This window comes from Paraburkholderia sp. IMGN_8 (assembly GCF_038050405.1).
In the GTDB taxonomy this organism is placed as follows: Bacteria; Pseudomonadota; Gammaproteobacteria; order Burkholderiales; family Burkholderiaceae; genus Paraburkholderia.
In genome coordinates this window covers 1,627,662-1,645,707 of record NZ_CP150900.1, presented here as the reverse complement: position 1 = coordinate 1,645,707, position 18,046 = coordinate 1,627,662, and the positions used below count along the sequence as shown (strand labels likewise).

The 18,046-nt window shown below is 60.2% G+C and carries 20 protein-coding genes and 2 pseudogenes; 13 read left to right on the top strand and 9 right to left on the bottom strand.

Annotated features, from left to right (window positions below; translation table 11 throughout):
- The first annotated feature begins 2 nt into the window (after nt 1-2).
- Nucleotides 3-1,190, top strand: a complete 1,188-nt coding sequence (locus WN982_RS07800) for a porin (protein WP_341315155.1) — start codon at nt 3-5, stop codon at nt 1,188-1,190.
- A gap of 782 nt (nt 1,191-1,972) precedes the next feature.
- On the opposite strand, the gene WN982_RS07795 is transcribed toward WN982_RS07800, so the two are convergent.
- Entirely contained in the window at nt 1,973-2,728 is a 756-nt protein-coding gene (locus WN982_RS07795) for an alpha/beta hydrolase (RefSeq protein ID WP_341315154.1), read from the bottom strand.
- Between the two features lie 164 nt (nt 2,729-2,892).
- Between WN982_RS07795 and WN982_RS07790 the strand changes: the two genes are divergently transcribed.
- Nucleotides 2,893-3,786, top strand: coding sequence for an AraC family transcriptional regulator (locus WN982_RS07790; RefSeq protein ID WP_341315153.1), 894 nt, complete (start codon nt 2,893-2,895; stop codon nt 3,784-3,786).
- Between the two features lie 359 nt (nt 3,787-4,145).
- On the opposite strand, the pseudogene WN982_RS07785 reads toward WN982_RS07790, so the two are convergent.
- From WN982_RS07785 to WN982_RS07775, 3 genes and pseudogenes are all read right to left on the bottom strand, one after another.
- Nucleotides 4,146-4,311 (bottom strand): annotated as a pseudogene (locus WN982_RS07785) (catalase); the annotation flags it as partial.
- A gap of 284 nt (nt 4,312-4,595) precedes the next feature.
- Entirely contained in the window at nt 4,596-5,249 is a 654-nt protein-coding gene (locus tag WN982_RS07780) for a TetR/AcrR family transcriptional regulator (protein WP_341315152.1), read from the bottom strand.
- 144 nt (nt 5,250-5,393) lie between these two features.
- Nucleotides 5,394-6,206 (bottom strand): IS5 family transposase, encoded by an 813-nt coding sequence (locus WN982_RS07775; protein ID WP_341312036.1) that lies wholly within the window; start codon nt 6,204-6,206, stop codon nt 5,394-5,396.
- Nucleotides 6,207-6,546: 340 nt separating this feature from the next.
- Here WN982_RS07775 and WN982_RS07770 point away from each other — a divergent pair, with 340 nt between their 5' ends.
- The 3 genes from WN982_RS07770 (at nt 6,547) to WN982_RS07760 (ending at nt 7,646) form a co-directional block, all read left to right on the top strand.
- On the top strand, nt 6,547-6,795 hold the full coding sequence (locus WN982_RS07770) for a hypothetical protein (RefSeq protein WP_341315151.1): 249 nt from the start codon (nt 6,547-6,549) through the stop codon (nt 6,793-6,795).
- A 38-nt stretch (nt 6,796-6,833) separates the two neighbouring features.
- Complete coding sequence (locus tag WN982_RS07765) at nt 6,834-7,040, top strand: hypothetical protein (RefSeq protein WP_341315150.1); 207 nt, start codon at nt 6,834-6,836, stop codon at nt 7,038-7,040.
- 156 nt (nt 7,041-7,196) lie between these two features.
- Nucleotides 7,197-7,646 (top strand): hypothetical protein, encoded by a 450-nt coding sequence (locus WN982_RS07760; protein WP_341315149.1) that lies wholly within the window; start codon nt 7,197-7,199, stop codon nt 7,644-7,646.
- A 171-nt stretch (nt 7,647-7,817) separates the two neighbouring features.
- Here WN982_RS07760 and WN982_RS07755 read toward each other — a convergent pair whose 3' ends face one another.
- Nucleotides 7,818-8,150, bottom strand: coding sequence for an antibiotic biosynthesis monooxygenase family protein (locus tag WN982_RS07755; RefSeq protein ID WP_341315148.1), 333 nt, complete (start codon nt 8,148-8,150; stop codon nt 7,818-7,820).
- Nucleotides 8,151-8,670: 520 nt separating this feature from the next.
- On the bottom strand, nt 8,671-9,522 hold the full coding sequence (locus tag WN982_RS07750) for a helix-turn-helix transcriptional regulator (RefSeq protein WP_341315147.1): 852 nt from the start codon (nt 9,520-9,522) through the stop codon (nt 8,671-8,673).
- 214 nt (nt 9,523-9,736) lie between these two features.
- Between WN982_RS07750 and WN982_RS07745 the strand changes: the two genes are divergently transcribed.
- The 8 genes and pseudogenes from WN982_RS07745 to WN982_RS07710 form a co-directional block, all read left to right on the top strand.
- Nucleotides 9,737-10,609, top strand: a complete 873-nt coding sequence (locus WN982_RS07745) for a PhzF family phenazine biosynthesis isomerase (RefSeq protein WP_341315146.1) — start codon at nt 9,737-9,739, stop codon at nt 10,607-10,609.
- A gap of 4 nt (nt 10,610-10,613) precedes the next feature.
- On the top strand, nt 10,614-11,543 hold the full coding sequence (locus WN982_RS07740) for an ornithine cyclodeaminase family protein (protein WP_341315145.1): 930 nt from the start codon (nt 10,614-10,616) through the stop codon (nt 11,541-11,543).
- A gap of 167 nt (nt 11,544-11,710) precedes the next feature.
- Entirely contained in the window at nt 11,711-12,616 is a 906-nt protein-coding gene (locus WN982_RS07735) for a glutamate/aspartate ABC transporter substrate-binding protein (RefSeq protein WP_341315144.1), read from the top strand.
- A 60-nt stretch (nt 12,617-12,676) separates the two neighbouring features.
- Nucleotides 12,677-13,471 carry an aldolase gene (locus WN982_RS07730; protein ID WP_341315143.1) on the top strand — a complete coding sequence of 265 codons (795 nt, stop codon included), beginning with the start codon at nt 12,677-12,679 and terminating at the stop codon, nt 13,469-13,471.
- A 92-nt stretch (nt 13,472-13,563) separates the two neighbouring features.
- Nucleotides 13,564-14,304, top strand: a complete 741-nt coding sequence (locus WN982_RS07725; protein ID WP_341315142.1) for an amino acid ABC transporter permease — start codon at nt 13,564-13,566, stop codon at nt 14,302-14,304.
- The gene (gene gltK, locus WN982_RS07720; protein ID WP_341315141.1) at nt 14,304-14,981 is read left to right on the top strand and encodes a glutamate/aspartate ABC transporter permease GltK; all 678 of its coding nucleotides are present in this window, start codon (nt 14,304-14,306) and stop codon (nt 14,979-14,981) included. The genes WN982_RS07725 and gltK overlap by 1 nt, the downstream gene beginning before the upstream one ends.
- On the top strand, nt 14,978-15,703 hold the full coding sequence (locus WN982_RS07715; RefSeq protein ID WP_341315140.1) for an amino acid ABC transporter ATP-binding protein: 726 nt from the start codon (nt 14,978-14,980) through the stop codon (nt 15,701-15,703). Before gltK ends, WN982_RS07715 begins: the two co-directional genes overlap by 4 nt.
- A 59-nt stretch (nt 15,704-15,762) precedes the next feature.
- Nucleotides 15,763-15,963 (top strand): annotated as a pseudogene (locus WN982_RS07710) (LysR family transcriptional regulator); the annotation flags it as partial.
- Nucleotides 15,964-16,299: 336 nt separating this feature from the next.
- Here WN982_RS07710 and WN982_RS07705 read toward each other — a convergent pair.
- The 3 genes from WN982_RS07705 to WN982_RS07695 all read right to left on the bottom strand — a co-directional run bounded on the left by WN982_RS07705 (nt 16,300) and on the right by WN982_RS07695 (nt 17,924).
- Complete coding sequence (locus WN982_RS07705; RefSeq protein ID WP_341315139.1) at nt 16,300-16,626, bottom strand: DUF4148 domain-containing protein; 327 nt, start codon at nt 16,624-16,626, stop codon at nt 16,300-16,302.
- Between the two features lie 125 nt (nt 16,627-16,751).
- Nucleotides 16,752-17,222 (bottom strand): cyanase, encoded by a 471-nt coding sequence (cynS, locus tag WN982_RS07700; protein ID WP_341315138.1) that lies wholly within the window; start codon nt 17,220-17,222, stop codon nt 16,752-16,754.
- A gap of 42 nt (nt 17,223-17,264) precedes the next feature.
- Nucleotides 17,265-17,924 carry a carbonic anhydrase gene (locus WN982_RS07695; RefSeq protein ID WP_341315137.1) on the bottom strand — a complete coding sequence of 220 codons (660 nt, stop codon included), beginning with the start codon at nt 17,922-17,924 and terminating at the stop codon, nt 17,265-17,267.
- Nucleotides 17,925-18,046: the final 122 nt, after the last annotated feature.

Here is an 18,046-nt window from a genome sequence, read left to right as displayed (position 1 = left end):
CTATGAACCCATTGAAGCGCTCGCGTACGCGCACACTCGTCCTTTCATGCCTGCCGTTTGCGGGCGCGGTGCTGTCAACAGGCGCGTCGGCGCAAAGCAGCGTCACGTTATACGGCGTTGTCGATAACGCCTTCGCCTATGTCAGCAACCAGAAGGGACACTCCAACTTCTACATGAGCCAGGGCAACCTGCAGGCAAGCAAGTTCGGTCTGCTCGGCACGGAAGACATCGGCGGCGGCACGAAGGCAATTTTCCGGCTTGAAAGCGGCTTCAACTCGCTGACGGGCGCGCAAAGTAGCACAGGTTTCATTTTCAATCGACAGGCGTATGTCGGGCTGAGCAATGATAAATACGGGACGGTGACACTCGGCCGCCAGTACACCCCCTACTTCCAGATGGTCGGCGCACTCGGACCAACGGGCGTGCTAACGGGCGCGACAGGCGCGCACCCCGGAGACATCGACGCACTCGACACGACGCTGCGCCTCAACAATTCGGTGACCTACCTGTCGCCGAACATCGCGGGCTTGCAATTCAGCGCGCAATACGGTCTGGGCGGCGTGCCCGGCAGTGTGGCCAACGGCAGCCAGTTCAGCGCGGCGCTTCGCTACGACTACCAGCCGTTTGCGATCGCGGTGGGCTACGTGAAACTGAAAGACATCGCGACGAGCCAGGCGCTTGGCACCTACGCGGTCAACTCGCCGGTGAACAGCGGCTATGCGACGGCACGCAGCGCGCAACTGTTCGCCGCAGCGGCACGCTACACCCACCAGGACCTGATGGTCGGCGTGAACTATTCGAACGTGCAGTACACGCCGGGTTCCGGTTCGCTGTTCGCCAACGTGGGCGTGTTCAACACGTACGGCGTGATTTCCACGTACCGGATCACGCCGGCCTTGACTATCGGCGCAGGCTACAGCTACACGCAGGCAAGCAAAGCGAACGGCATCAGCGATGCTGCGCGTTATCAGCAGATTTCGCTCGAGCAGACGTACAACCTCTCTACCCGCACTACGTTGTACGCATTAGAGGCGTATCAGCATGCGCGGGGCAAGACGTTGGTTGCGGCGGGCAGCACCGGAACGAGCATTACTGACGCGGTGGCTGTCGTCGGCGACTCGCAGAATACGACGCCGTCGTCAGGGCCGTCGCAATTCGTCGGCATGGTGGGGCTGCGGCACGCGTTTTGATGCCGATAGCGGGTTGAATGACCGCTCCAGAATGGCCAGAAATGTGATGCGCGCTGCGGCTAAAGTCAGACGCATCCACGACGATCACGCAGGAGACCTGCCGAATCAATCAAGCCGGTCAGGCTGCTTTTCCGTCGCATAAATTGCGGGCCGATAAAACAATTGCGGGCCGATAAAACAAAACCCCGCAGAGCCTAGACTCTGCGGGGTTTGCCACCATTGCTGGCGGAGACGGAGGGATTGCGACGCTGGCGGCAAACCCGTGCTGGGTTTGACTCCCAACTATCAATCCTGTGACCACCCCTACTTCCACCCGCACTTCATCCGACAGTCGATCTATTTCACATTGTGGCATCGACTACACCCGTGCTAGCCATCTCCGGCCGGTTGATTCAAGGTACCCGAAAGCGTACGAGTCGGTCAGCCACGCCAGGCGCTCCATCAGCGAGTATATCGAGCTGTACAACCGGAAACGGCCCAATTCGAGCCTGTCGGATCAGACGCCGGATGAGGCATACTTCGCGACGCTGCCTGCGATCAAATTGGCAGCATGATTGCCCACTTAAAAATCTCAGAAGACTGTCCGAACGAGTGAGGCCACCTCAGTTGAACTCGACGGTCGAACCAGCCCAACGCCGCCTTCCGCGTTAGCTTCTGCGGCATCGCTTGATTCATCGCCCAGCCCCCATCTTGAGCGCCTACAGCAGGCGCGGGCCATGCCCAATGACGCGCTGACACGTCGGACGAGGGGTAGATTTGGTCACCCCTCATCCGACTTGGGATCACTGTCCCTTCGCGGCCCGTTCGATGAGCGCGGCGACTTCTTCGGGATGCGACACCGGCGACGCATGGCTGGACTGCAGCGTCACAGTCGTGGCATTCATGCGTTTGGCGAAGAAGGCTTCGGCCTGCGGTGGAACCATCAGATCGTTGGCCGAAATCGCGTAGTACGACGGCTTCAGATGCCAGGCGGCGATAGTGGCCTGGGCGCCAAAGGCCGCGCCGCTGATCGGCCGCTGTTTCGTGGCCAACTTCTCACCTTCTGCCGCCGGCACGTCGCCGACGAAGACATGCGGGAACGCGGCGGGGTCAACCGACAGGAAGCCGTTCGCGTCCGGACGAACTGCCTTCAGGCCTTCAGTCGGTGGGCCGTTGGACGACAGCGCCTGGACGCTTTCGCCCTTGTCCGGTGCGAAGGCCGCAACATAGACCAGCGACTTGACCTTCGGGCTGTCCCCGGCCTCGCCGATCACAACCCCGCCCCAGGAATGGCCGACCAGGACGGTCGCTCCCTTCTGGGCCTCCAATACCTTGCGGGTCTCGGCAACATCGGCATCAAGCGAACTCAGCGGAATATCGACCTCAGTGACCTTGAAGCCCTTTTCGCGCAGCAAGTGAGCCACCTGGTCCCAACTGGACTTGTCGGTGAAGGCGCCGGGCACGAGCACGACATTGTGGGCGGTTGAGGCGGATGCGGCGATGGGAGTGCCCGCCGCCAAAATGGCGGCGAGGGCGGCGCTGACAGCAAGAGTTTTCATCGGATTGGCCTTTCGACATGATGAGTGAATCGGCAGATCAGAACATTTCTGATCAAGCAACTTTATGCAAAATACGATTGTGATTTTCTACAAAAACACTTAGTCAGCAGCATCTTTGTGCATTTGTATGGTGCAATGATATATTCGAGGAGACGGACTCAGCCATGATCGAACTACCGAAAAACTTAACCATTCATCCGGAAATTGGCAGCCCTGTGTCACCCGATCTACTGTCCCACGTGTTGGCGCAAATCCGTCTCACGGGAGACCTCGTCTACTCCTGTACCCTCGCACCGGGGGAACGCCTGGAGTTGGAAACCGAGGCGGCGCATGTCTTCATCGTGACGCAGGGCGCCTTGCACATTGAGGGCGAAGAATACGGACCCATGGCCATCGATACGGGCGATCTGATGATGTTGCGGCGTGGCGCGGGCGACCTGAGATTGGGAGCCTACAGCGCCCCCGCGACTATCGTTCTTTGCCGCTTCCGGTTCGATCCCGACAGCCTTCGGGGCTTGGTGTCCGCTCTACCCAGACGCATCCACATTCGACGGGCAGAAAGCGCGGGGTGGCTTGAGGGGATCGTGCACTTTCTGATGATCGAGGCTGGCGATATGCAGCCGGGCGCTGCCTTGATGGTTTCCCGGCTCATCGATCTGGTGGTCATCCGCACATTGCGAAGCTGGATCCAGCAGGGTCCCACGTCCGGATGGCTGGGAGGACTTTCCGATGCGCGCATAGCAAATGCTCTGAAGGCCATTCATGAGCGGCCGACGCAGAAGTGGAGCATCGAAACCCTCGCGGCCATTGCCGGAATGTCCCGCTCCAGCTTTTGCGAGCGATTCGCCGCTCTGGTAGGCAGCTCCCCGCTGCGCTATCAGAATGAATGGCGTTTGACGCTTGCGAGGGACTTGCTGGCCAGGCGCGAAGCGCGGGTCGGCGAAATCGGGCTCAGCATTGGCTACGAGTCTGAGGCAGCCTTTAGCCGCGCGTATAAGGCACTGTTCGGTCACTCGCCGCGCGTCGATTACAGGCAGCGCGACGACGCCAACCGATAGACGTAGTCGCCTCGCCAGTCCGGCAACAGGGTTTTGTCCTCTTGCTAAACGCGCTCTGCGTCGACGGTGCGAAGTTCCAAGAGCGCGTCGGCCGGTATTCGCCTTCTCAACAAGAGCAGCACCGACTCATCTACTTCGTCCGCCAAGTTCCCAAAGAATCGTTCGATGTTGCAACTGAAGAGGCATCGGTGGGGAATATCGCGGCGGCGTCGGCGCTTAGGCTTACCCCACCCCGTCTCGGCCCATGGTCGAGCGAACAAGGCCCGCCTGGATTAGCGGCACCAACAATTGCCTGACACAAGTTGGATTGAAGTCGACTCCATCAGCCAACTGAACCGCCCCGGGAATCGTGGAGTAGACAGCGTTCCGTACGCGCCCCAGGCCTTCGCCTGCACCGGTCGCCTCGCAATACGCTCACGATTCTGAGGCGCGAGCTTCTCAATACGCTGATAGTCCTGCACGGGAACCGGCAGTCAGCACATTCTGGTTGCCGGCTCTCACCTCAGCAAGCAGAGAATGCCTCAAGCCTAGCCACGAAACCCACCATACGCCAAGGCTTCTAGCGCTCCCGTCTACGAAGGTCGCGCGTGCCCAAGCAAAGCCGGAATACCAGCGTATGGCGCAACTGATGACTGCGGGCGGAAAGCGGTTTCCTCGATAGAGTAATTTTGTATTCGTCATTGCTCACTCTTACGCGACCAGCCCGCCAACTTGACAGAATCGGTTGAAGGGTCGCTAAATCCGCACCAGACGCGAGTGGGCCATCACGCGCGAGACGCCACACGCTCATACCAGCAGGTCCCGCGTGCTCATTCGTCAGCCTTGCCGAGGCCACTCCATACAACCTTGACAGCCTTGCGGAAGGTATTCAGTTGCGACGGACTGTGCTCAGTCCAGCGAAGGAAAACAACCAGGCCCTGGCAACTGGACAGGATCAGTGCGCCACGCAATTCGCATTCTTCCATCGACAGTGCCGGATTGAGTTCGCCGACGAGATTCGAAAAGAGCCCCGTGAACTGTTTTTGTCTCTCTAAGACGACATCGCGCGCAAACGGTTCATGCAGCGCCAACCCCCAACTTTCAAAGATGGCTGCAGGCATCCCAGGTTTGACAAGTTCGGCGAAAGCGTCGTCGATGATCGCTTCGAGCCGCACCTGCGGAGAGCGGTTTCTGTTTTCAGCAATGCCGCGAAAGCGTTCGAAGTACCGCTTTGAGACCTCCTCGATCGTGGCACGCAACAACGCTTCACGGGTCGCAAAATAATGTTGCAAGGTGCTCAGGCGAATACCCGCATCATTGGCCACGCGGTTGATTGTGTACCCTGCGTAACCCGCCGCAATCAGCACGTTTATCGACACATCGATGATCTCAGGCACCCGGCTCTCCCGATTGCCGCGCCGTCTCGTGAGTATCGTGGTGCGTGGATCGAATATCGCTTCGGAGGTGAGGGTCAGCTTTTTCACGTGCACTCCGTTCTGAGGCGCCGACTGTCTCGCTGTCCGGCGCAAAGTTCGCATCTGGCAGCGGCCAGTGGAATCGCAGCTACCCTGCGCGACAACAATCAACGTTGCGGTTCTATGCTTTCCGGGGCATCCCGTTAGAGCGTGTTAGGAACTTTGAAGGACTGGCACCGCGTGAACAAGCATAAGCATCGCGAAGACCACAAAATGAAGCCCGGCGAGGGTTTCGGGTAGCCGTTCATAATCACGTGCGAGACGGCGGAAACGGTTGAGCCAGCCAAAGCTGCGCTCGACCACCCACCGCCGGGGCAGCAGTACAAATCCCTTTTTCGCTTCCTCCAGTTTGATCACCTGCAGTTCAATGCCTTCGTCGCGTGCGGCCTGCGCTGGCTCTTTGCCCGTGTATCCCTGATCCGCAAATGCCACCTTGACGGTATGTCCCGTTACTTGCTGAACCTGACGCGCAAGCTCTGCCACCTGTGCGCGCTCCTGTTCATTGGCTGGTGTCACGTGCACCGCCAGCAACTGTCCCAAGGTGTCCACAGCAATGTGCACCTTGCTGCCGCGTTTGCGCTTATAACCGTCATAGCCCGCGCGTGGACCACTCTCGCAGGTCGACTGTATCGTGCGACCGTCCAGAATCACGGCGCTGGGCTGGCCCTGCCGTCCCTGTGCCACGCGTATCACCGAGCGCAGGTCGCAGACCATGTGCTCAAAGCAGCCTGCCTGTAACCAGCGTTGAGTCTGCTGATACACCAGTTCCCAAGGTGGGAAATCATTGGGCAGCATCCTCCAGGGCGCGCCGGCCCGAGCCATCCAGCGTAACGCGTCAAACATGTCGCGCAGTTCGTATTTGCGCTGCGGCGCCGTGACGTCCATCAGCGTCAGATAGGCGGCCGCGAAGCTCCATTCTTCGTCGGACACGTCGGTCGGGTACCCTTTGCGGTCTGCTTTTTTCATCCCGCCAGGATACCAGGTCTCACACCAAGTGCCTAACACGCTCTAGCGAGTCGCGCCGCATCTGCGCGGCGGTCGCTTCGGAAAATGCTCAGATTAATAGGTTGCCTACCCGATTTAAGTATAGGTTAAAAAACCGGTTTTCCCAAGCAGCGCCACGTCAAATGTCCAATGAATCAGCGCATTTTCCGTCTATATCGTATACCCCTGCGCGTCAATTAAGAGATTGATTTATAGGTTTTACAACCTATAGTTGTAGGTAAGGTAACCGACAAGACGTTGCGATGTTCCAGCCACGAATTGGTGGGACACGATGGTGGCGCCGCGGCGAGAGGAGAGCGAGATGGGTTCCGGCAAGATGTGCTTGCGATCGCTGGTCGCAAAGTGGTTTGGGCACTCTGCGGTGGTGACGGTACGCGTGATGGAGTTCAGTCGCACACCATCGGATCGACGGCGCTACGTGCGCATCGGCGTGATGCACCCGGACGGAGGTTTGACCATCGTCTTCTTCCGGCACGATGACGGTTCGTGGAACGTGTTCCCGGCAAAGGCGAGCATGCCGGCGATGCGCGCTTACCCGCTTGCAGCATGAGCGACAGGGCGATAGTCGGGCGATCTCAGGAGAACGGAATGAACATCCTGGAATTGGCGGTGGATGCTGGAATGCTGGTCGTACTTGACGGCAGAATCGGTCGCACCGAGTACCGAAGCGTCCATGGAACGCTGGATGCGTTTCAGCGCTTTGTTCACGCGTTAGAATCGGCACTGGCGAATAACGAGGAGTCCGATGGATCTCGGTGTCGGGTCAGCCTGTGTGCGGAGTCTTCGTCATCTTGAAGAAATGGTGCCGGAGCGCCGCCATGGAGACCCTCAGGCTCACTTGGGAATGCGCATCTAGCCGCTGGCCATGAAACTGGAGCGGTTGCAGAACATGCTGGTGCCGGATCGAGTTTGCTCACACCGGGAAACAAGCTCGATTGGATGGAGAGACTGATGAAGATTTCCGCGATCCACGCCTGGGCGGCGGTGCTTATCGGTATCGCCGCGGGGCTCCCTCCGGTCTCGTCCTACGGCTACGCGCTCGATTCGCAACTCGACTGTAGATCGAATGCACATGCGTTCATCGCCCCGCTCCTGAAGGATCGGTATATCGATCCAAGTCCGATGCGCGTCGAGGCGAACTCGGTCAACGCATTTCGACCGGTGCACGGTAGCAACCTGACTGCATTTGGCTTTCGCGTCTACGCCGTCCTCGGGTATGAACACGACGATGCACTGTTCAAGCACGGAGATGGTCACCCAGTTACGGACTCAGCCTATGGCGTCGTAGTAATCGGCCCCACCGAGTCAGTAGAAGCGCACGCGCACCAGACCGGCAGCGGCGCTGTCATTCATCAAGTAGTCCCGCTCTTGCTAACGGCCATTTTCTGCGGCGGATCGTGACCCGCTCAGCGGCGCGGTGATCGTCCAGGCCAAACTCGCACAGGCGAAGAAGAGCCGTCCGTGACCGACGTCTGCTTTGTGGCATCCGAATTGACGTTTGCAATACCATTGAATAAGGTGGCGTTGAGTCGATAAATTTGCCTGCGGCCCTTTGCCCACATAACGATCGCCCTATGCCTCATTGGCTGGGGGGCAGTACGTTTCGACGACCTCGTACATCCCGGGCTCGAACCTAGCGAACGCGACAGCCTGCTCGAAGTAACGTAGAGGCGCGGGATTCTCGCGCATCGCCTGGTAGTCTTCGATACTTCGCCATTGTGCGTACATAGTCACCTTACTACCATCGATGCTGCGATGAAGGTTCGCCGAGACGAACCCCGGCTCAAAGCGCACGATTTCCGTTGCGCGGGCAAGCAAATCAAGGAGTTCCTGTTGGCGCGCCGGCTCGACGGTGAATACGTTGATTAGTGTAATAAGCTTGTCGTGCTTGGAGATTGTGGTCATGATGAGATTTCTACCGGCAATTGTGAACTGCGTACGGACCAAGTCGTCGTCCGCCCAGTGTCGCATTTTTCATTCTACCTGGATTCCCCGACGCCTCGTTGGACGGTTCGACCCAGCGCTCCGCGCGTGGTCGACCAGCCCGCGATTCAGCACTCAGGTCGGCATATCGAAGCCCCGATCGTCTTTAGCTGAATTCCGCAGTGGCTTTCATGGAGCAACCCTATATCGGAACTCAGGTCATGGCAGGCGTCGCCCTCCCGTCAACAGAAACCGCGGGTCGTTGGGCCGATGTGGACGCCAGGGGAGATATTCCGAATTCCCGCTTGAAAACGTTGGAAGAATGCGGGGCACTGACAAACCCGCAACTAAATGCGACTTCGTTCACCGGGCGGTTCATTTCAGTGAGCATCTGCGATGCAAGCTCAAGGCGCAATGACATCAAACAGCGCATTGGCGTTTGGCCGGTTGTTCTGAACGCACGTCCCAGATAGTTCAGCGTCATGTTGCGTCAAGGTACGCTTCATGCCCTGAGAGTGCGGGGCGAAGGCATCCCAAATTTGTTGAATAATCTCGCCAGGTAGGACGGCGATTCGATCCCTACGCTCATCGCCGCCGCAAGCACTGTCGTGCCGGGCACATTCAGCAGCGCGGCGGCCCGCACCACGCGTTGGCGCATCTGATAGTCGGTGATGCTTTCGCCGGCTTCCTCGCGAAAGACTCGCGTCAGATGACGCCGTGACATCCCGAACTCCAACGCGATCATATCAATATCGATGCGCTCCGCGAGCATCGCGTCGAGATATCCCTTGATCTCGCCGACCAACTCCTCGCGCGACAGTTCAGCATCAACACGGCCTTGCGCGCCGCCGCTCAACGCCGCCTCAACACACGCCGACGCAATCAGCCGATCAACCAGATCGTGTCGATAGCGCGGCAATTCATCGTCAACGGCCGTCGCCGCAGTTGCATCGGACTGACCTGATAACTGGCTTTGCAGATGCAGCGCCCCGAGCAGCGCGGGCGATGGGGCGCAATAGCGCGGCGCTTCGCCGCTCGCCATCGTGCCATTGGCCTTGCGCGCGCAAAACGACACGAAATCCCGCTGCACATACACCGCCGTATGGCAATGCTCCCCGCGAATGCTCGCGGTTTCGTGGAAACGCCTCGGCGGAACCACGGCGAGCACGCCGGCGCCGATACGTTGCGCGTGCTTCGAATGCTCCGAATTCAGCGTCAACGCGCCCCTCCGCGGCAGCAGAAACATGAACTCTTCATGCTCGTGCCACGACGTCGCGTAACCGGCCATCGTGATGCGGCAGGTCGCGGAAACGTGGTCAGCGGGAATGTGCGAAGTAGCGGTTTGATAAGACATAACGGGGTCCTGCGGCTCGGGTTCCGGGCGGCCGCGGACAACGAATGCACTGCCCACAAGCCGCGATGGCCCAATAGTGCGGGTGTTTCGGCCCAAATGGAAGCGAAGAAAAAAAAGCAATCGCGCATGCTGCGAAGCATGACCGGCCGGGCTTCGGGCCGGCTTCACGAAACGCAATGCACCGACGGGTGCGCCAGAATAAGGGAACGCGCGCATGCACAACGTACAACCGGTACAACTTGTACGGGTATTTTCCACAACCGACGACGGCGGTAATCCGGCCCCGGTTGCGCTCGACGCGAACGGTTGGTCCGACATGCAGATGAAGGACGTGGCACGCGCCTACGGTCATGAAAGCGCGTTCGTGATGCGCGCAGCCGATCCGCGTCACGACTTCCGTTTCCGCTTCTTCGTGCCCAATCACGAAATGGAGATGTGTGGACACGCGACGCTGGGCGCATTGTGGCTGCTGCGTCACGCCGGCGTGTGGTGCACGGATGCGGCGCGGATCGAGACGCTGAGCGGCATTGTCGAAGCGCGCTACGACGCGTCCGATGCCCGTATCGAAGTCAGCCAGCCTGCGGGGCGCGTCGAGCCGGTCGGCGACGCCGCGCTCATCGCTCAAACGCTCGATGCGTTGAACCTCGATGCGAACGATCTGCTGCCGCTTGGCATCGTCAACGCCACCACGAGCCGCACCAAAACGCTGGTGCCGATCCGCACGACCGCGCGGCTGAATGCAATCGCGCCGAAATTGGAGCGCATCGAATCCGTATGCGATGTGTTGTCGTCGACCGGCCTGTATCCGTTTTCGCTCGACGCCAATGCGCCGCATGTGTTCGAGGCGCGACAGTTTCCCCGCGCGTCCGGTTATCCGGAAGACGCGGCGACCGGCATCGCGGCCGCCGCGCTGCTGTTCGGCGCTCATCGCTACGGATTCGTTGCAGCGGGCGAGCGCGGCATCCTCGTGCGTCAGGGCGTTGCGATGGGACGTCCGTCCGCGATCGCCGTGAACTTCCGCGATCCGGCCGACGCGAGCCAGGGCTGCTGGCTCAGCGGCCCAGTTTGCATGATCGAGGAGGCCTGATCCCATGCTCCAGTCCACCAAGCTTTACAGCAACGCGCAGATCGCCGCCGTTCTGACCGGCAGCGACGCGCTCACGGCGATGCGCGGCGCGCACGAGGCGATGTATCGCGGTGACGCCGTGATACAGCCGCGCAGTCGCATCGCGCTGACCGACGCGAAGTTCAGCACGATGTCCGCGATGCTCGCCACCGAGCGCGTTGCCGCCGTGAAGATGTACACGACACTCGACGGCCAGTTCCGTTTCTACATTGCGCTGATGTCGCTCGACGATGGCCACCTGCTCGCGTTAATGGAAGGCGACGAACTCACGCGCTTCAGGACTGCCGCGACAACCGTGCTCGCGGCCACCCATCTGGCCCGCGCGAACAGCCGCCGGCTGGGCGTCGCCGGTTGCGGCGTGCAGGCGCGCGCGCACGTGGATCTGTTCATCGAGACGTTCGCACTCGAACAGGTCTCCGTGTATGCGCCGGATGCGGGCGAAGCACAAGCTTTCGCCGAATCGCTGCACGGACGCTACGGTATCCACGCGCATGCAACGAGCGCCGAACACGCCGCAAGCGCCGACATCGTCGTACTCGCGACGCGGGCATTCACACCGGTGATTCACGGCGCATCGCTGCAACCGGGCGCGTTCGTCGCGAGTATCGGCGCGACGCGTCCTGATCAGCGCGAGATGGACGACGCGTGCATCGAGCGAGCGACTGAAGTCGTGGTCGACTGGACCGGTCAGGCACTGGCCGAATCCGGCGACTTCCGGTTACTCGATCCCACGGTGCTCGCCCGTACGGCGGTTGACGAACTCGCCGACGTCGTCGGCAGCGGTCGCAAACGCGCATTCGACTGCGAAGGCATCGTCGTCTACAAGGCGGTCGGCAACGCGCTGCAGGATGCGGCGATCGCGGCACTGGCCTATGCCCGCTTGAGTTCGGGCTAACTATACCGTTTTCGCAGCGCACCTTGCGCGATCAGCGGCGTGCGCCCTTTTTGCCGCCGCTATATTGCGCTCACTGTCGCGGGACCGGTTTGCAGCGCAACGCGAAACGCGGATGGTTCCGACGAACTCCACTATCTCTTTGACCCATGTACCGAGGTAAGCAAAGCATGAAAACGATCAGAAGCATCATCGGCGCAATCGTTGCCGGAACCACCATCGTTGCGTGTCAATTGGCTGCCGCGCAGGACCTCGGTCCCACGCTCAACAAGATCAACTCGGCGGGCGTGATCGTCGTCGGCCATCGCGAGGCGTCGATTCCGTTCTCGTACTACGACGGCAATCAGAACGTAGTGGGCTTTTCGCAGGACCTGTGTCAGAAGGTCATCGATGCCGTCAAAACGAAGCTCGGCAAGCCGAACCTCACGGTGCGCCTCGTGCCGGTCAACTCGCAGAACCGCATCCCGCTGCTGCAAAACGGCACGATCGACATCGAATGCGGCGTGACGACGAACACGAATGCGCGCCACGCGCAGGTCGCTTTCTCGGACACGATCTTTCTCGCGTTGACGCGCCTGCTGGTGAACAAGGATTCGGGCATCAAGGACTTCGGTGACCTGGCGAACAAGACCGTCGTCACCAATGCCGGCACGACCGCGGAGTCGATCATCCGCCGGATGAATGTCGACAGGAAACTGAACATGAACATCATCTCGACGAAGGACTACGGCGAGTCGTTCCTGACGCTCGAAACGGGTCGCGCGAAGGCGTTCATGCTCGACGACGTGCTGCTGTCCGGCGCGCGCACCACGTCGCGCAAACCGGACGACTGGATCGTCACCGGCACGGCGCAATCGAAAGAGCCGTACGCGTTCATGCTGCGCAAGGATGACCCCGCGTTCAAGACGCTGGTGGACGGTACGTTGTCGAAGGTGATGACGTCGGGCGAAATCGACGCGATCTACGCGAAGTGGTTCCAGAAGCCGGTGCCGCCGAAGGAGATCAACTTCAACTTCGCGATGACGCCGCAACTGCGCGAGCTCTACGCGCATCCCGACGACCAGGCCGCGTACTGACGCAAAACCCCGCGCAGTTCGCCTGCGCGGCGCGAATTCCCATTCTCGAGGTAGAAAGCAATGGCACATGGCTTCACTCCTAGCCAGGCAACTGAACGTGTGAAGGTGGAACCCGGCGAACTGGACACGGCGGCGATTCGCGAAGCACGTATCGAACTCGCCGCGTGCTTCCGGATGGCGGCGAAACTCGGCATGCACGAAGGCGTATGCAATCACCTGTCGGCCGTATTACCGGGACGCGACGACCTGTTCCTCGTCAATCCATACGGCTACGCGTTCGAGGAAATCACCGCGTCCAGGCTGCTCGTTTGCGATATGAACGGCAATGTCGTGCAGGGCGACGGCGTGCCCGAAATCACCGCATTTTTCATTCACGCGCGTGTGCATTTGCGGCAACCGCGCATCAAGGTCGCGTTCCATACTCACATGCCGAATGCCACCGCGCTGGCCATGCTGGACGGACCCCCGCTGCTGTGGGCGGGGCAGACCGCGTTGAAGTTCTACGGCCGCACCGCCGTCGACGAAGACTTCAACGGCCTCGCGATGAACAGTTCCGAAGGTGACCGCATTGCCGCCGTGATCGGTGACGCGGACGTCGCGTTCCTGAAGAACCACGGCGTGATGGTGGTCGGCGCAACGATCGCCGAAGCATGGGACGACCTCTACTACCTCGAACGCGCATGCGAAGTGCAGCGGCTCGCGCTGTCGACCGGACAGCCGCTGAGGATCATCGATCCCGACATCGCCGCGAAGACCTACCGGCAGATGCGTGCAGGAGAACGAGACAGTGCACGCCAGCATCTCGCGAGCATTCGGCGACAGCTCGATCGCGACGAGCCCGATTATGCGCAGTAACAGGCTCAATAAACGCGCACTGATCGCGCATTGACCGCGAAGCGACACGGACGCGCTAGCGTCGCGTCCTCTATGGAATTCTGGATCGGCACATGCAATACCACTGGAACTGGAGTATCCTGCTCAGCCCGGTCTCAACGGGTGAGCCCACGACCTATCTCGGCTGGCTATTGTCCGGCCTCGCGACCACGGTGATCGTGTCGCTCGCCGCGTGGGTGATCGCGCTCATCGTCGGCACGGCTTTCGGCGTGCTGCGCACCATGGACGACAAACGACTCGCCTCGCTCGGCACCGCCTACGTCGCGCTATTTCGCAACGTACCGCTGATCGCGCAGTTCTTCATCTGGTATCTGGTGATTCCCGAACTGCTGCCTGCGCCGGCCGGCAATGCATTCAAGGCGTTGTCGCCTTCGGTGCAGTTTTTCTCGTCGTCGATCGTGTGTCTCGGCCTGTTCACCGGCGCACGGGTCTGCGAGCAGGTGCGCTCGGGTATCGCTGCGTTGCCACGCGGGCAACGCGCGGCTGCGTTCGCGCTCGGTCTGACGCAATCGCAAACCTATCGGTACGTGCTGCTGCCGGTCGCGTTCCGGACGATCCTGCCGCCGTTGACCTCGGAGTTCGTCAGCGTATTCAAGAACTCCGCGGTCGCCTCGACGATCGGTCTGCTCGATCTGTCCGCACAGGCGCGTCAGCTGGTAGATTACACCGCGCAAACCTACGAGTCGTTTATCGCAGTGACGCTCGCCTACTTCGCGATCAATATCGTCGTGCTCCAGGTGATGCGGCGTATCGAGGCGCGCACGCGGCTTGTCGGCTTTATCGGAGGCAAGTAATGCATCGTCTCGACTGGAGCGGCATTCCCGCCGCGTTGCCCACGTTGTGGCTCGGTGCGCTGATCACGCTGAAAATCATGGTGGTGGCGCTCGCCGCGGGTATGGCGTTGGGCACGGTGCTCGCGTTGATGCGCCTCTCTCCGCTTCGCCCCTTGCAGTGGCTCGCACGTGCCTACGTCACGACATTCCGTTCGATCCCGCTCGTGATGGTGCTGCTGTGGTTCTACCTGATCGTGCCGCAGGTGTTGCAGGCGGTGTTGGGTTTGTCCGGTGCGTTCGATACGCGGCTTGCGTCGGCACTGGTGGCGTTCTCGCTGTTCGAAGCCGCGTACTACGCGGAAATCATTCGCGCCGGAATTCAGGCGGTGCCGCGCGCGCAAGCCAACGCCGCGCTCGCGCTCGGTTTGCCGTACACGCAGACAATGCGCTACGTGATCTTGCCGCAAGCGTTTCGAGCGATGGTGCCGCTGCTGATGACGCAGGCGATCGTGCTGTTTCAGGACACATCGCTCGTCTACGTGATCAGCCTCGCGGACTTTTTCCGCACAGCGACGAATGTCGGCGATCGCGACGGCACCAGCATCGAAATGACACTGTTTGCGGGTGCGACGTATCTTGTGATCTGCGCGCTGGCGTCCGCATCGGTCAGATATTTTCAACGGCGAGTGGCAATATGATGTCCATCAACAACATCTCGAAGTGGTACGGTCAGTTTCAGGTATTGAGCAACTGCTCGACCTCTATTCAAAAGGGCGAAGTCGTCGTGGTGTGCGGACCGTCGGGTTCGGGCAAGTCCACGCTGATCAAAACCGTGAACGGCCTCGAGCCGTTCCAGAAAGGCGAGATCGTTATCGACGGACAGTCGCTCGGCGACAGGAAAACCAATCTGTCCAAGTTGCGTTCGAAAGTCGGGATGGTGTTCCAGCACTTCGAGCTGTTCCCGCATCTGTCGATTGCACAGAACCTCACGCTTGCGCAGATCAAGGTGCTCGGCCGCTCGAAAGACGAAGCCACGGTCAAAGGGCTGAAACTGCTCGATCGCGTCGGCCTGCGCGCGCACGCCGACAAGTTTCCGGGCCAATTATCCGGTGGTCAGCAGCAACGCGTGGCGATTGCCCGCGCGCTGTCGATGGACCCGATCGCGATGCTGTTCGACGAACCCACATCGGCGCTCGATCCGGAAATGATCAACGAAGTACTGGATGTGATGGTGGAACTCGCGCGGGAAGGTATGACGATGATGTGCGTCACGCACGAAATGGGCTTTGCGAAAAAGGTCGCGCATCGCGTGATCTTCATGGACAAGGGTTTGATCATCGAAGACGACCGCAAAGACGAATTCTTTGCGAATCCGAAGTCGGATCGCGCGCGCGACTTTCTCGCGAAGATTCTCCACTGACGCGGCCGGGCGTGACCAGATAGCGAGTGGCGCGGAGGGAGCATATGGAAGTTCAATAGATCGAGGACTTCGTCGCGGTAGCGCGGCATCACACGTTCTCGCGCGCTGCCGACGTTCGCAACGTCACGCAGTCGGGCCTTAGCCGCCGCATCAAATCGCTCGAACAGTGGGTCGGCGCGGAACTGATCGACCGCAGCACCTATCCTCCTACGCTAACTTCCGCGGGCCGCCCATTTCTTGAGGCGGGCGAAGACGTGCTGGCCGAACGGCTGACCAATCGGGTCGCAGGGATCGCCTGCATCCGGTTTGTCGGTGCGGCGGCGGTGGCGGCGCGGGAACAGCGGGAGCGGATGGAGGGTGCTGTGGGTCTGTTCGAGCGAGCGATGAGGCGACAACACGGACGGAAGCGAGCCTTGAAATGGCTGAGCAGCGCTTCACTCGCGCATTACGCCGCTTATCGACATTAAGAGTCAGTCGCGCCACGTAAGCGAATGACCGATCCCCTTCAAATTGTGGACGATGACCGGCACTCAAAGCTCGCATGCGATCGCCAACCTAAAGCACTGCCGCCGTCCACCCACGATCCAGCCTTGCCGTCATTGACCGAAATAAACCGGCTGCATGCCGTCATTGTCAAGATGATGGGCACTCTTGCGGACGCCAGCTGCCGACGAACCGTTGGCAGCCACACCGCCATAGGCGCTTGAGCCACCGTTTTGCGCTGCGACGCGCGCTTCGGCCGCCTGAATCTCGACCGGATAGTTTGCGTCGTCGCCGCGGGACTGGTCGTAGCCAGCCGCTTGCAGCTGGACGAGTTCTGCGCGCACCTGTGTGCGGGTCAGCGCAGGAGCGTCGGGGTCTGCAAAAGCGGGAGCGGCGATAGCGCTTGCAACGATAAGGGCGGCAAGAATGCGGATCTTCATGATTTTCTCCATCGAGGAAGAGAGTTTGGCGAGTGCGGCTGAAGCCTTCATGGCTTCAATTACCTAATATGTATTCGGGATCAATTTGGTGGGGTCGTTCACGTACGAACGACTCCCTATCCGGCTCAGAACGGCTTGGTCGGCAGATATTTTCCGTCGAGCGTGATCACCGCACGCGAGCCGCCTTCCGGATCGTCGACTTTCTTGATGTCGAGCTTGAAATTGATTGCGCTGATGATGCCGTCACCGAACTTCTCATGAACCAGCGCCTTTAGCGTCGAACCGTAGATCTGCACTATCTCGTAGAACCGGTAGATCGTCGGATCGGTCGGCACGCCGCCCGGGATGCTGCCGCGCACTGGAATCGTCTGCAGCAGGCGCACCGCGTCTTCGCCCATGTCCAGCTTGTCGGCCACGACCTTGGCGGCGTCCGCCGGCAGCGGATGCTGGCCGAGCAACGCGGCGGTGACGAACGCGAGGCTGAGGCCAGTGCCTTCGTTGATCTGCTCGAAGGTCAGGTTCTTGCGGACCTTCGCGTCGATGATCGCGTCGGTCAGGGCTTCACGGGAGGTCTGGCTATATTGAGATTGCGTCATGATCTTGCTCCTTGAATTGGAATGAAGTTGAAAAGCAGTGGTTCAGGCAGCGAGGTTGAGTCGAGCCGGGATTGCACAAACATGCGGATTTTCCGCGAGAGAAACAAAGCGGTTCGTCGTGCCGTCGAGCGTATCGATCGAGCCGGTTTCGATGTCGTACACCCAGCCGTGCAAGGCCAGATGTCCTTGTTCAAGCGCGAGCCGCACGGAGGGATGAGTCTTGATGTTGGCAAGCTGGGCGACCACGTTTTCGCGGACCATCGAGTCGACCCGGTCCCGTTCGCTCCTGTGCTCGCGCGCCTCGTTCACGACTTTCGCGGAATCTGCATAGCGCAGCCAATTGCGCACAGCCGGCATGTGGTCCATGCACTTGCAGGTGGCGATGGCCGTCATCGCACCGCAATCTGAGTGACCGCAGATCACCACATCGGTGACGCCGAGTGCGGCGACCGCGTATTCAACCGTGGCGGACACGCCGCCCGGTTCCGGGCCGTACGATGGCACGATGTTGCCGGCGTTGCGGATCACGAACAGGTCGCCCGGCTCGCGCTGCGTGACGAGTTCCGGTACGAGCCGGCTGTCCGAGCACGAGATGAACAAGGTGCGCGGGTGCTGGCTCGTGGCGAGCAGCTTGAAAAGCTCAGAGCGCTGCGGAAACGCGTCGCGCTGGAACTTCAGGAAGCCGTCAATGATTTCTTGCATGCTTCGCTCCATCGGGGTTAGTCACGGGGGTTATTGCGAACCGATGGACGAAGAATGCACCGCTCAAACTATAGTGTCCAAGACCAGTTTATTATTTTCCCTATAGGCAATACCAATAGTTT